The sequence below is a fragment of the Streptomyces sparsogenes genome (assembly GCF_001704635.1).
GTDB classification, from domain to species: domain Bacteria; phylum Actinomycetota; class Actinomycetes; order Streptomycetales; family Streptomycetaceae; genus Streptomyces; species Streptomyces sparsogenes.
The window spans coordinates 25,948-39,226 of sequence record NZ_MAXF01000210.1 but is presented as its reverse complement, the minus strand read 5'-3'; the positions used below and the strand labels follow the sequence as shown (position 1 = coordinate 39,226).

Below are 13,279 nucleotides of genomic sequence, written 5' to 3'. Positions count from 1 at the left end.
GAGTGGAGGCGGGACACTTCGAGCCTTCGGGTCAACGATCCAGCCGACCGGGAACGACGCCGGGCGGGCACGGAGATCTCCTGGGACTCCTTGTCGGAGCCGGTCAGGTCGCCGTCCTTGCCGTAGAACAGGTCGTGGTCGGCGGAGTTCCAGGTCTCCATGACCTGGAGGCCGTCGTTGATCTCGCGGCGCAGGTCGGCGTCGGCGAGGTAGTCACAGAGGAACGCCGTACGCACCGCCCGCCCGGGTCCTCCGGCTCCCACTCCTGCCGCACCAGGGCCGTGGCGAAAGCGTCTTCCCGGAAGAAGCCTTCGATAGTACGGTCGCGCGCATCATCCGAGGCCGTCCGGAGGACTTTGGCATGCCCGTACGCTACTTCGAGGACTTCGCGCCCGGCCGCGGGAGGTCGGCGCCGCGCGCGGTTCTGGAATCCGATGCGCCGTGGATCGACCTCAACGGGCAGTGGGCGTTCAGGTTCTCGCCGACGTTGCGAGCCGGGCCGGACGGATTTCAGGACCCGGAGTTCGACGACGACTCCTGGGATGCCCTGCCCGTCCCCTCGCACTGGCAGCTGCGCGGCTACGGTCGACCCGTCTACCTCAACATCGCCTACCCGATTCCGCTCGATCCGCCGTTCGTCCCGGAGGAGAACGAGACCGGGGACTACCGCCGCGTCTTCGACCTGCCGGACTCCTGGCAGGGCGTGCCGGTCGTGGTGCGCTTCGAGGGGGTGGACTCCTGCGCCCGGGTCTGGCTGAACGGCACGGAACTCGGCGTGACCTACGGCAGCCGCCTGGCGGCCGAGTTCGACGTGACGGCGCTGCTGCGGCCGGGCCGCAACGTGCTGGCCGTCCGGGTGCACCAGTTCTCCGCCGGTACCTACCTGGAGGACCAGGACACCTGGCGCCTGTCGGGCATCTTCCGCGACGTACGACTGCTGGCCCGCCCCGTCGGCGGGGTCCGGGACGTCTTCGTCCACGCCGACTACGACGCCGCCACCGGCGCGGGCCGGTTGCGCGTGGATGTGGAGGCGGACGCGCCGGTGCGGATCAGCGTCCCCGTCCTCGGCATCCACGATCAGCCGGCCGACAGCGAGCTGCGGTTCCCGGCGGCGCGGCCCTGGAGCGCGGAGGACCCACAGCTCTATGAGGCCCACCTGGCCACCGACAGCGAACGCGTGCGGATTCGATTCGGCTTCCGCACCGTCGCCATCGACGAGAACGGAGTACTGCGGGTCAACGGACGCCCTGTCGTGCTGCGCGGGGTCAACCGGCACGAGTTCGACCCCGACCACGGCCGCACCCTCTCCGTCGACACCATGCGCCGCGACGTGGAACTGATGAAGCGGCACAACATCAACGCCGTCCGAACCTCCCACTACCCGCCGCACCCCGCCTTCCTCGACCTGTGCGACGAGCTCGGCCTGTACGTCGCACTCGAATGCGACCTGGAGACCCACGGCTTCGAGCACGCCGACCCGGAGCCCTGGCAACGGAACCCGTCCGCCGACCCGCGCTGGCGCGACGCCTACCTGGACCGCATCGAGCGCACGGTCGAGCGGGACAAGAACCACCCCAGCATCGTCCTCTGGTCACTGGGCAACGAGGCCGGCGACGGGGAGAACCTGCGCGCGATGGCCGACTGGGTGCGCCGGCGGGACCCTGCCCGCCCGATCCACTACGAGGGCGACCGGCTCGGCGAGTACACCGACGTCCTCGGCCAGATGTACCGCCCGCCCGCGGCCGTCGCCCGCATCGGGCGGTGGCATCTGCTCCCGGGCGAGATCCACTACCCCCCGCGCGCCGGCTCCGGCGACCCGGCCGACGATCCGCGCAACCGCATGCCCTTCCTCCTGACCGAGTTCGGCCACGCGATGGGCAACGGGCCCGGCGGCCTGGCCGAGTACGCGCGGCTCTTCGACGAGTATCCGCGGGTGCAGGGCGGTTGGGTGTGGGAGTGGATGGACCAGGGGCTGCGGACGCGCGACGCCGAGGGCCGCGAGTTCTTCGGGTACGGCGGTGACTTCGGCGAGGACCTGCACGACGGCAATTTCAGCTGCGACGGACTGGTCTTCCCCGACGGCACCCCCTCGCCCGGTCTGCTGGAGTACGCGAAGGTCAACGCCCCGGTCCGGATCGGCCCCGGGCCGACGGCCGACACGCTGACCGTCGAGAACCACTACGAGGTGCTGGACCTCTCCCACCTGCGGTTCACCTGGTCACTGGCGCGTGCAGGCATTGAACTGGCGCAGGGTGTCCTGCCGACGCCGCAGCTGGCCGCCGGGGAGCACGGCCGACTGCCACTGCCCGCGCCGGCCCGGCAGGAGGCTGACGGCGGCGTCGGCGGCGACCGAGACCGCGACGGCGGTGAACTCTGGCTCACCGTCCAGGCGGAGCTGGCCAAGCCCGCCGACTGGGCGCCCGAGGGTCACGTCATCGCCTGGGGACAGCTCCGGCTCTCCGCACCGGGCCGCGACCGCTCGGACGGTGTCCTGGTGAGCCCGCACGCCGCGGACGGCTTCATCACGCTCGGGCCAGGTCGGTTCGACCACGCCACCGGAGTCCTCCTCGACCTCGGCGGACTGCCCCTGAGGGGCCCCTGGCTGGGCCTCTGGCGCGCTCCCACGGACAACGACCGCGGCTGGTCCCAGCACGACGCCGCCTACTGGAAGGATCGCGGCCTGGACCGGCTGCGGCACCGCACGGTGTCCGTCACGCCCGATGCCCAGGGCCTGACCGTCGTGGTCCGCAGCGCCGCCGCCGCGGTCGGCGGCGGCTATCTGACCACCTACCGCTGGACCAGCGACGGGACCGGCCTGCGGCTCCACGTGCACACCGAACCGGTCGGCCACTGGCCCGAGCGGGCGGACGACTTCGCCGACACCATGGTGGACCTCGAACTGCCGCCCGAAGAACACCGGGAACTTCTCCGCCGCAACACCTCCCGTTCCCTGGCCCGGATCGGCCTCGACTGGCAGCTCCCCGCCGACTGGTCGCGGGTCGAGTGGTTCGGCGCCGGCCCCGGGGAGGCCTACCCGGACTCTCGGCAGGCGGTTCGCGTAGGACGATTCCACGCCACGGTCGACCAACTCCAGACGCCGTACGTGCGCCCGCAGGAGAACGGCAACCGGACGGACGTGCGGTGGGCCGAGGTCAGCGACGGATCTGACGCCATCCACGTCCGGGGCGGGGAGCTCTTCCACTTCTCCGCCCGCCGCTGGACCGACCGGCAACTGGCCGGCGCCCGGCACCAGACCGAGCTGACCCCCGGCCCGCTGGTGCACCTGCGCACCGACCACGCCGTCCAGGGCGTTGGAAGCGCCGCATGCGGACCCGGCGTCCTGCCCCAGCACCGGCTCGAACTCGGCACCGCCGACTTCACCCTCCTCCTCACACCGTTCCACCGCCCATGACGTCGGAACCGGTCCGCCCGCGCGGGCGGACCGGTGAAGCGGGCCCGGACCGCCGATTCCTTCGAAGCGCATCGACAATGATGTCCTCAGGTGAAGGAAATGTGTCTTCCTGTGCAGAGTCTTGCTGCTCAGGTGTCCCATCATTACTGTCCACGCAGGCGCAAGCGCTTCGACACTTCCCGTCTGCGTCTGGCAAGCCCGGTGCTTGGCAGTAAGGGGACCGAGCACCGTTCCCGCAGTTCTTGAGCGCGCCACCTCGACGACACATCGCCGTCCTGGGAGGGACACATGAGATGGCAAGCCCGTAAATCCATCAGCAGCAAGTCGGCCGGGTTCGGTCGGCTGGTTCTGCTCGTCGCCGTGATCGCCGGGTTCCTGAGCTTCGCGTCTCCGGCGCAGGCCCAGGCGTCCTCCACCTGCGACCGGTGGGGTCAGTACACCGAGGGCACCTGGACGATCTACAACAACATCTGGGGCGAAAACCACGGTACGCAGTGCCTGACCGTCAACAGCATCAAGTCCTGGTACGTCGACGCCAATCACTCCGGCGGCGGGATCAAGTCCTACCCGAACACCTCGGTCCGGCCCCAGACGCCGCTGTCGCAGTTGAACTCGGCGGGCTTCTGGTACAACACGTCGTCGGCTCCCGTCGCCGGCAGTGACCACTGGAACTGGACGAGCGACATCTGGTCGGCCGGCAACCAGGATGAGATCATGGTCTTCACCAGCTGGTCCGGGACGGCAGGAGGCTGGGGAAGGCAGATCGCGTCCAACGTGACCATCGGCGGCGTACGGTACGCGTCGGTCTGGCAGGCCGATCCCGGCTGGAACGTCCTGCAGCTCATCCCCGCCCAGCAGAGCAACACCGGCACCATCGACGCCTCGGCGGTCTGGCGATGGGCCGCGTCGCAGAACCTCCTGCGCAACACCACCTTCGATACGATGCAGTTCGGCCTCGAGATCACTTCGACCAGCGGCGTGCAGAAGCGGTACTCGCTGAACTCCTACAGCGCCTGGTGGAACAACACCTCCGGCGGAGGATCAAGCATCTAGCCGTCATACGCGCGACATGACGGTGCACTCCGTCCGCGCATGGAGACGAACGCCAGAGCGATTCCCGAACGCATACCTTTCCGCCGGGCCTCGAACGACAAATTCCGGCGGAAAGATTTGCGGAATCTTCGAATGGGGCGAGGTGGAGACGGCCTCGGCCCCGGCGGGCGGTGACGCGGCGGGTGCGTAGGCGTTGGTTGGTGGGGTTGCGGCGGTCGTGCGGCGGGGCACGAGGCGGCGGGGGCGGCCGGCCGACGCCGAGGAAATCGCCGAGGAAACGCCGAGGCCGCCCTCTTCCTGGCTTCGGGCGCCTCATCGTTCGTCACCGGCGCCGTCATCGAGTCGGTCGTCGCGGAGACCTGCGAGTCCCCGGCGCGCCGGGTCGGCCTGGGCTCAGGGGGACGTGGTCCAGCGTGGCGCGGTCTCGGCCCACTTGGCGTCCCACTGGGCGAGATTGCGCCGGCGCAGGACCACGGCGACGCCGCGGTAGGCGGCGGCACCGGCGAGGGTCACGGTCAGGAAGGCGACGAGCCCCCAGCCCATGGTCCGGCTGCGGATCTTTTCGGCGGACATGGGCGGCTCGGCGATCGCTCCGTCCGCGTCGACCCACACGTCGACGGAGCTGCCCGCGCTGAGCCCGGGCAGGACGTCGGTCTCGGCGGTGCGGATCCGTCCGGCCGGGTCGGTGTAGCGGACCGTGGCCGGATAGCGGTTCTCTCTCGCCTCCGCCGACCCGGGCTCCGGATGGTCCGGGGCGTCGTGGGTGAGGACGGCGGTGGTGAGGCGCAGGGTCTGCCTCTGGTGCTCGGCGGCCGCGCGGTAGTGCCGGTGGGCGGCGTCACCGATGGCGAACGTGGCACCGAGCCCCAGGATCGGTACGAGCAGCAACATCGCCAGGGCGATCCGGCCCTGGAGGCGGTCGGTGCGCCGGTACAGCGGATTGTGCCGCCAGCGCCACAGCGACAGGGGGTGCACGAGCTGGTGGTGCGGGGGATCAGGGGGCTGTGCGGGTGGTGGCACGCCGGACACGGTGGTTCTCCTTTCCGGGCAGGGGGTGGCGTACAGCAGACCCCGGCCGGTGAGGCGGCGGGGTCAGGGGGAGGGCAGCGGGGTCGGCGACGTCAGCGGACGAGCGGGCCGGGCCCCGGTGGGGACGCGCCCCTGGCCGACGGATGCGCGTGCACGGCCCGCAGTATCTTGGCGGCGCCGCGGATCGCCGCGGTGTGTGGTGTGGGAACCGCCCGCAGGGGCGCGTGGGTGCCGCCGACGAGCCGGCGAGTGAGGTCGGGGCGCAGTGCGCCGCCACCGGCCAGCAGGGCACCCCGGCTCAGGGCCTCGGCGGTGAGGGACGTGCGGTCCTGCCGGAGCATGGAGGTGATCATGGTGCTGACGGCTTCGCTGATCTCCGCCGTGGCGTCGGCGTCTGCGAGGTCGGTGGCGTCTGCGAGGCCGGTGGTGCCGGCGAGGTCGGTGGTGCCCAGGGCGGTGCGGCGGGCGTCGAAGACCAGGCCGTCGACGAGGAGAACCACCTCGGTGAGGTGGGCGCCGATGTCCACCACGAGCAGCGGCAGGGAGAGGTCGGCGCCCGCGGCCAGGGCGATGGCGCGCGCGGTGGGGACGGTCAGGACCGCGCGGGGGCGGAGCACTTCCACGGCGGCGCGGGCCCGTTCCCGGTAGGCGGGGCCGTCCAGCACCGGCGCGGTGACCATCACCAGCGGGCGGGTGAGGCGGGGCAGGCGGTGGCTGAGGAGCCGGTCGAGCATCCGGGCCGTTCCCGGAACGTCGACGATGGCGCCGCGCTGGACCGGGTACACCGCCCCAGCGCCGGGGAAGGTGATGGTGGGTACGTCCAGGACCATCCCGCGGCCGGCTATCCAGGCGCGAGTGCGGGCGCTGCCCAGGTCCAGGGCGAGGCCGCAGCAGTGCCGGCACAACGGCCAGGGCCGGTGCCGTTGCCCGGCGGGGGAGCCGGGCCGGAAGGGGCGGCGGACGGTCATCGTCCGGCCTCCCGCACCTGCTGGCACCGTGCGCAGTAGCGGGCCTGCGGAACGATCATCAGCCGGTCGCGCTCGACGGGGCGACGGCACAGATGGCACGTGCCGTAGCGGCCCTCGGCGATGCGTCGCAGCGCCGCCTCCACGTCGGCGAGGACCATGCGGGCGGAGGCGGCGACTTTGACCTGTACTTCGGCCTGTGCCGCGGAGCGGCGCCGCAGCAGGTCCTCGGCGCGGGGCGGCGCGGCGATCTGCCGCAGCTGTTCCTGGCGGAACAGGCGCTGTTCGTGGAGGTTCTCCCGCAGCGCGGCGAGGTCCTCGGGCGACAGGTGCGCGGCACGGTCGCCGATGGTCTGGTGGTTCACCACTTCACCCCTTTGAGCAGGGCGGAGACGAAGACAGGGGGCGGACGGGGCGGGTCAGGCGGTGGCGCGGCCCTGGCAGGCGACGCAGTACCGGGTGTAGGGGAGGATCTCCAGGCGTTCGGCGGGGACGGGCTTGGCGCAGCCCTGGCAGGTGCCGTAGGTGCCCTCCTCCACGCGGGCGAACGCCTCGTCGATCTCGGTGAGGACTCGCTGGATCGCCTCCCTCTGCGCGGACACCAGATGGGTGTCCGTGCTCGGGGCGCTCTCGTCGAGGGCACGCAGCTGAGCCAGGCGGCTGTTGCGGGCGTGCTCGAGGCGCTGACGGGTTTCATGAGAGGTCAGCCGTCCGGGGCGGGGACCGGTCTGGGCGGTGTCGAGCGGCACGACGATGTCCTTTCGCGAAAGCGCGCCAGGCGCGGCAGTGGCCGCCCGGTCCACCGGCCGCGGTCTCCACGACCGCGAGCACTGGCCGTACCGGACGGCTCGATCACCTTCGACTCTGCTGGACCCGGCGTCGGAAGCCCATCGGGCGCGGACCCCATTTGCCCGGGGCAGCGGTGACCACGGGGCGATGGCGGGGGAGGGCGCATGGGTACCCGATGACCTCGGATATGGGTGACGGGCCCCATCGACCGCGCGCGGTGCGGGAGGCAGGCTGGGGCAGGCTCGGTCGTGATCAGTCGCGGCTCCGCCGGGGTGCGACGGCGACAGTGGAGATGAGCGACAGTAGAGCTGATCACACGCGGAGCGCAGAAGGAGGAACGTCCCCGGTGTCGCTGTTCTGGCGGATCTTCGGACTTAACGCCCTGGTGCTGGGCACCGCTACGGCGCTGCTGCTGTGGGCGCCGGTGACCGTCTCCGTGCCGGTGGTGCTGACCGAGGCGGTCATCCTGGTCGGCGGTCTCGCCGTCATGCTGGTCGCCAACGGCGCCCTGCTGCGCTGGGGCCTGGCCCCGCTGGACCGGCTGACCAAACTGATGACCACCGTCGACCTGCTGCGCCCGGGCCAGCGGCTGCCCGTGCCCGGCGCCGGCGGCGGTAGCGAGGTGACCGAGCTGATCCGCACCTTCAACGCCATGCTCGACCGGCTGGAGCACGAGCGCGCCACGTCCAGCGCCCGGGCGCTGCTGGCCCAGGAGGCGGAACGCCGCCGCATCGCCCAGGAACTGCACGACGAGGTCGGGCAGAGCATGACCGCCATCCTGCTGGTGCTCAAGCGCGCCGCGGACGACGCCCCCGAGCCGCTGCGCGAGGAACTCCAGCAGGCCCAGGAGATCACCCGGGAGAGCCTGGACGAGGTCCGCCGCCTGGTGCGCCGCCTGCGGCCCGGCGTTCTGGACGACCTGGGCCTGGTCAGCGCACTGACCTCGCTCACGCAGGACTTCGCCACCCACACCGGGCTGCGGGTCGTACGCCGCCTCGATTCCGATCTGCCCGCCCTCGACCAGGAGAGCGAGCTGGTGCTGTACCGGGTGGCCCAGGAGAGCCTGACCAACGCGGCCCGCCATGCGGAGGCGCGGCAGGTCGAGGTGAGCCTGCGCCGGGCGGGCGAGACGGTGGTACTGGAGATCGCCGACGACGGCCGCGGCATCGAGGCCGCCTGCGAAGGCGCCGGGATCCGCGGCATGCGCGAACGGGCCCTGCTCGCCGGGGCCACCCTGGACATCACCTCGACGCCCGGCACCGGTACCCGGATCCGCCTCATCACACCCGCCCCCAGGAAGCAGCTCTGACCATGCCCGATCCGACTCCGCACGGACCCACCACGGCCTCGGCACCGTCCTCCCCGGCCGGGAAGCCGATCCGTATCCTGCTCGCCGACGACCACGCTCTCGTACGCCGCGGCGTACGGCTGATCCTCGACCGGGAACCCGACCTGGAGGTCGTCGCGGAGGCCGGGGACGGTGCCGAGGCCATCGAGGCGGCCCGGAGCCAGGAGATCGACCTGGCCGTGCTGGACATCGCCATGCCGCGCCTGACCGGTCTTCAGGCCACCCGGGAGCTGGCGGCGCTCAAGCCGGGTCTGCGCATCCTGATGCTGACGATGCACGACAACGAGCAGTACCTGTTCCAGGCACTCAAGGCCGGGGCCTGTGGCTATGTGCTGAAGTCGGTCGCCGACCGCGACCTGGTCGCCGCCTGCCGGGCCGCGATGCGCAACGAGCCGTTCCTCTACCCCGGCGCGGTCACCGCCCTCATCCGCAACTACCTGGAGCGCGTCCGCCACGGAGAGGAAGACCCCGACCAGCTCCTCACCCGTCGTGAGGAGGAGGTCCTCAAACTCGTCGCCGAAGGGCACTCCTCCAAGGAGATCGCCGAGATCCTGTTCATCAGCGTCAAGACCGTGCACCGCCACCGGGCCAACCTCCTGCACAAGCTCGGTCTGCACGACCGGCTGGAGCTGACCCGCTACGCCATCCGTGCGGGTCTCATCGAACCCTGACGCCCGCCCCCGACCGGCCCCCAGACGCCGGGCACCCCGCAGGAAGTCGAGCACCCCGGCAGGAAGGGGACGGTGCATGCGCGCAGCATCCCGCGGCACCCCGACCGCGGTTCACCCGCTCGCGGGGACGCTCATCGCGCTCCTCGCGGTCCTGGTGGCGTGGGTTCCCGCCGGTGCCGCGCGCGCCGCTTCCGCTCCGGTGCCCGCCGCCTCCGCCCCGGTGCTCCATCCGGCCCCGGCGGCCACGGGCGCCGAGCGCCCCGACACCGGTCCCCACGCGGACGACCCGTGTGCCGTCGGCTGCGCGGCCCAGGCCAGGGTCCGCCACGACCACCTCGGCGAGCGCCCGTGCCCACCGGATCACCACGCCACCGACCCCCCTCGCGCGGCTGCCGGCCCGGCTGCCGGTACCCGTGCTTCAGCGCCTTCCGCGTGCGCACCCGTCTCTCCCGGCCGGTCGGCCCACGACCGCGGCCGGGCCCCGCCGGCACCCGCAGGTACCTGACGCGACCCATCACCCTTTCCTCCGTCGCGGCCGCGCGGGCCGCTGCCGCGGCGTGCCTGCGGAGGCTCGCCTTGAAACGCCGGAACAACCACACCAAGTCCTTGCGCGTGCGTGCGCTGCTCGCCCTCGCGGTGATCGCCGGATCGCTGGCCATCGCCCTCACCACGCCCGTCCGCCTCGGCCTCGACCTGCGCGGCGGCACCCAGATCACGCTGGAGACCCGCTCCACCCCCACCACCGACGCCGACGCCGCGGCCACCGACCGCACCCTGGAGGTGCTGCGCGGCCGCATCGACGCGCTCGGCGTCGCCGAACCGACCCTCGTCCGCTCCGGCGACCACCGCATCCTCGTCGAGCTGCCCGGCGTTCATGACCCGAAGAAGGCCGCCGACGTGCTGGGCCGCACCGCGCAGCTCACCGTCCACGCGGTCCTCGGCCCGGCCCGGACCGCCGACGGCGCCACCGCCCCGGCGACGGATCCGGCCAAGGAGCGCGTTCTGCCGGACGAGTCCGGACAGCCCCTGCGCCTGCGGGCCGCCGAGCTGACCGGACGGGACGTCGAAGGTGCCGACGCCCGCTTCGACCAGCAGGGCGGTGCCGGATGGCACGTCGCGGTCGACTTCTCCAAGACCGGCCAGGACCGATGGCGGCAGGTCACCGCACGGGCCGCCTGCCACCCGGCCGGTGATCCGCAGCGCCGGGTCGCCATCGTCCTCGACAACAAGATCATCTCCTCGCCGCAGGTCGACCCCTCGGTAACGTGCGGGACCGGCATCCCGGGCGGCAGCACCCAGATCACCGGCTCCTTCGACGGCACCGAAGCCCGCGAACTGGCCCTGCTCATCTCCGGCGGAGCCCTGCCCGTACCGGTCGAGACCGTGGAACAGCGCACCATCGGCGCCACGCTCGGCGACGCGGCCATCGAGGCCGCGGCCTGGGCCGCCGGCATCGGCACCGCGCTGACCGCGCTGTTCATCATCGCCGTCTACCGGCTCATGGGCCTGCTCGCGACCGCGGCCCTGGCCTGCTACGCCCTCATCTCCTACGCCGCCTTGGCCGCGCTCGGCGCCACACTGACCCTGCCGGGCCTCGCCGGGTTCGTCCTGGCGATCGGCATGGCCGTGGACGCCAACGTCCTGGTCTTCGAACGGACCCGCGAAGAGTACGCGGCGCGCAGCCGCCCCACCCCCCGATCGGCGCTGGCGGCCGGGTTCCGCGGAGCCCTCAGCGCGATCGCCGACTCCAACATCACCACATTGATCGCCGCCGCTCTTCTGTTCGCCTTCGCCTCCGGCCCGGTGCGCGGCTTCGGCATCACCCTCGCCATCGGCGTCCTCGCATCGATGGTCAGCGCCCTGGTGATCAGCCGGGTGCTCGCCGAGTACGCGGCCAACCGCCCCGCGGTCTTCCGCCGACCCCGCGTCACCGGCATCGCGAGCACCGGCTGGGTCCGCGACCGGCTGCTGCGCCGCGACCCGTTCCTGATGCGCCGTCCGCGCCGCTGGCTGGCCGCCTCCGCCGTACTCGCCGTCATGGCCGCGTCGGGCATCCTCGTCCGCGGCCTGGACTTCGGCATCGAGTTCACCGGCGGCCGGCTGATCGAGTACGCCACCAGCACCTCCGTCGACCCCGACCGGGCCCGCACCGCCCTCACCGACGCCGGGTTCCCCCGCGCGGTGGTGCAGTCCTCCGGTGACACCGGGCTCACGGTGCGCGCCGAGAACCTGACCAACGCCGACGAGGCCACCGTCACCGAAACCATCAGCGGCCTCGGCGGCGAGACGAAGAAGGTGCGCGACGAGCTGATCGGCCCGAGCATGGGCGACGAGCTGCGCCGCAACGCCCTCATCGCGCTCTCCCTCGCACTGGGCGCCCAACTGCTGTACCTCGCGGTGCGCTTCCGCTGGTTCTTCGGGACCGCGGCCGTCGTCGCGCTCGCCCACGACGTGGTGATCCTGATCGGCGCCTTCGCCTGGCTCGGCAAGCCCATCGACGGGGTCTTCCTGGCCGCCCTGCTGACCGTCATCGGCTACTCGGTCAACGACTCCGTCGTCCTCTTCGACCGCGTCCGCGAACTGCTCGCCCGCGACCGCACCACGCCTTTTCCGCGCCTGACGAACCGGGCGATCCTGCAGACCCTGCCCCGTACCGTCAACACGGGCATGGGCGCGGCACTCATCCTCACCGCCCTCGCCGTCCTCGCCGACGACACCCTCGCCGACTTCGCCCTCGCCCTGCTCATCGGCCTGGCGGTCGGCACCTACTCCTCCGTCTTCACCGCCGCCTCACTCACCACCGAGCTGTACCCGCCGCGGAAGGCGTCGCGGCCGCGGCCGTCGCGGTCCACCCGGCGACACTCCCTCTCGGGGCAGAACGCGGTGGCGACTTCCGGGAAAACCCCTCAATACCCGGGCTGAGCTCCGGAACCCTACGGCCGGTCGCCTGTCGGTCTCACCGCGATGGCCACGCTCCTGTCCCAGGAGCGTGGCCATTTTCCCCTCAGCGCAGTCCGGCGAAGAGATCGTTCTCGGGTACGGCGGCGTTGGTGGTGTCCTTGACGCGTACGAAGGTCTCCATGCCCATCAACTCGCCGAACCGCTCCTTGCCCATCCTGAGGAAGAAGATGTTCTCCCCCTGACTGGCGTGCGCGGCCAGCGCATCGAACTTCTGACCGCTGAACGCGGTGGTGTCCACCCACGTGGTGATCTCGTCGTCGGGGAGGCCGATCTCGGCCATCGCGGCGGCCTCGGCGGGATCCGGCTCGGGCACGTCCCCCTGGAACTCGCGCATGGTCTCCGCGAACCGCCGCATCATGGAGTGGGGCATCGTCGTCCAGTACACCTTCGGTGTCAGCGGGGTCATCTCCAGCGCCGCCATCGTGATGCGGTGGGCCTGGATGTGGTCGGGGTGGCCGTAGAAGCCGTTCTCGTCGTAGGTGACGACCACATCGGGCCGGTAGTGGCGCATGAGTTCCGCGAGTCGGGCGGCTCCTTCCTCCACGGGGGTCTGCCAGAACGATCCGGGGGCCTCGTTGCCCGGCCAGCCCGCCATCCCGGAGTCGGCATAGTCCAGCATCTCCAGATCGCTGACCTTCAGGACGTCACAGCTCTCCTTGAGTTCCTGACGGCGCATCGAGGCGACGGCCGCCGGATCGTGCCCGGGATCGCCCGGCTTGACACCCCCCGGTCCGTCACCGCAGCGGCCGTCGGTACACGTCACGAGAACCGTCCGGATGCCCTCCGCCGCGTACCGCGCGAGGATCCCTCCGGTCCCGGTGGCCTCGTCGTCGGGGTGGGCATGCACGGCCATGAGCGTCAAGGGCCGGTCAGTCATGGAACAGTCCTCCTGCGGGAATACGTCTTGGTCCGAGGGCGCGGCGGGCGTACCGCGGCGCCGGAGCCCGGATCCTGGTGGGGCGGACGGCCTTGTGGCCTCCGTGCTCCCCGACGCGCGGCGCCGGTCCCTCGGTCCATGCAACCGTGCCGCCGGCACGGCTGTTCCCTGCGC

General features: G+C 71.8%; 11 protein-coding genes. 5 read left to right on the top strand and 6 right to left on the bottom strand.

The annotated features are described in order from the left end of the window. Window positions 1-236: Tn3 family transposase (locus BBH68_RS36755; protein ID WP_170066639.1), on the bottom strand; the 236-nt coding region annotated here is incomplete at its 3' end. Between the two features lie 125 nt (window positions 237-361). Between BBH68_RS36755 and BBH68_RS36750 the strand changes: the two genes are divergently transcribed. Together BBH68_RS36750 and BBH68_RS36745 are read left to right on the top strand one after the other, a co-directional pair. Continuing rightward, on the top strand, window positions 362-3,412 hold the full coding sequence (locus BBH68_RS36750) for a glycoside hydrolase family 2 TIM barrel-domain containing protein (RefSeq protein ID WP_065968248.1): 3,051 nt from the start codon (window positions 362-364) through the stop codon (window positions 3,410-3,412). A 288-nt stretch (window positions 3,413-3,700) separates the two neighbouring features. Then, window positions 3,701-4,465 carry a glycoside hydrolase family 12 protein gene (locus tag BBH68_RS36745; protein ID WP_065968246.1) on the top strand — a complete coding sequence of 255 codons (765 nt, stop codon included), beginning with the start codon at window positions 3,701-3,703 and terminating at the stop codon, window positions 4,463-4,465. Between the two features lie 393 nt (window positions 4,466-4,858). Here BBH68_RS36745 and BBH68_RS36740 read toward each other — a convergent pair whose 3' ends face one another. The 4 genes from BBH68_RS36740 to BBH68_RS36725 form a co-directional block, all read right to left on the bottom strand. Further along, entirely contained in the window at window positions 4,859-5,494 is a 636-nt protein-coding gene (locus BBH68_RS36740) for an Rv1733c family protein (protein WP_065968244.1), read from the bottom strand. A gap of 92 nt (window positions 5,495-5,586) precedes the next feature. Next, on the bottom strand, window positions 5,587-6,462 hold the full coding sequence (locus BBH68_RS36735) for a rod shape-determining protein (RefSeq protein WP_065968242.1): 876 nt from the start codon (window positions 6,460-6,462) through the stop codon (window positions 5,587-5,589). After that, window positions 6,459-6,827 carry a TraR/DksA family transcriptional regulator gene (locus BBH68_RS36730; protein ID WP_065968238.1) on the bottom strand — a complete coding sequence of 123 codons (369 nt, stop codon included), beginning with the start codon at window positions 6,825-6,827 and terminating at the stop codon, window positions 6,459-6,461. Before BBH68_RS36730 ends, BBH68_RS36735 begins: the two co-directional genes overlap by 4 nt. Before the next feature lie 51 nt (window positions 6,828-6,878). Continuing rightward, entirely contained in the window at window positions 6,879-7,208 is a 330-nt protein-coding gene (locus tag BBH68_RS36725; protein WP_065968237.1) for a TraR/DksA family transcriptional regulator, read from the bottom strand. Window positions 7,209-7,594: 386 nt separating this feature from the next. Between BBH68_RS36725 and BBH68_RS36720 the strand changes: the two genes are divergently transcribed. The 3 genes from BBH68_RS36720 to secD all read left to right on the top strand — a co-directional run bounded on the left by BBH68_RS36720 (window position 7,595) and on the right by secD (window position 12,189). Continuing rightward, window positions 7,595-8,557 (top strand): HAMP domain-containing sensor histidine kinase, encoded by a 963-nt coding sequence (locus tag BBH68_RS36720; protein ID WP_065968235.1) that lies wholly within the window; start codon window positions 7,595-7,597, stop codon window positions 8,555-8,557. Between the two features lie 2 nt (window positions 8,558-8,559). After that, window positions 8,560-9,267, top strand: coding sequence for a response regulator (locus tag BBH68_RS36715; RefSeq protein ID WP_065968233.1), 708 nt, complete (start codon window positions 8,560-8,562; stop codon window positions 9,265-9,267). 576 nt (window positions 9,268-9,843) lie between these two features. After that, window positions 9,844-12,189: a protein translocase subunit SecD gene (secD, locus tag BBH68_RS36710; protein WP_245738489.1), complete on the top strand. Its 2,346-nt coding sequence runs from the start codon at window positions 9,844-9,846 to the stop codon at window positions 12,187-12,189. A gap of 82 nt (window positions 12,190-12,271) precedes the next feature. Here the strand turns inward: secD and BBH68_RS36705 are convergent, their stop codons facing one another. Next, window positions 12,272-13,105 (bottom strand): PIG-L family deacetylase, encoded by an 834-nt coding sequence (locus BBH68_RS36705; protein WP_065968252.1) that lies wholly within the window; start codon window positions 13,103-13,105, stop codon window positions 12,272-12,274. Between the last annotated feature and the right edge of the window lie 174 nt (window positions 13,106-13,279).

Bases quoted from the DNA above. Each gene is read 5' to 3' on its own strand.
- BBH68_RS36715 (WP_065968233.1), top strand. From the start codon at position 8,560: ATGCCCGATCCGACTCCGCACGGACCCACCACGGCCTCGGCACCGTCC.
- BBH68_RS36745 (WP_065968246.1), top strand. From the start codon at position 3,701: ATGAGATGGCAAGCCCGTAAATCCATCAGCAGCAAGTCGGCCGGGTTC.
- BBH68_RS36735 (WP_065968242.1), bottom strand. From the start codon at position 6,462: ATGACCGTCCGCCGCCCCTTCCGGCCCGGCTCCCCCGCCGGGCAACGG.
- BBH68_RS36750 (WP_065968248.1), top strand. From the start codon at position 362: ATGCCCGTACGCTACTTCGAGGACTTCGCGCCCGGCCGCGGGAGGTCG.
- BBH68_RS36705 (WP_065968252.1), bottom strand. From the start codon at position 13,105: ATGACTGACCGGCCCTTGACGCTCATGGCCGTGCATGCCCACCCCGAC.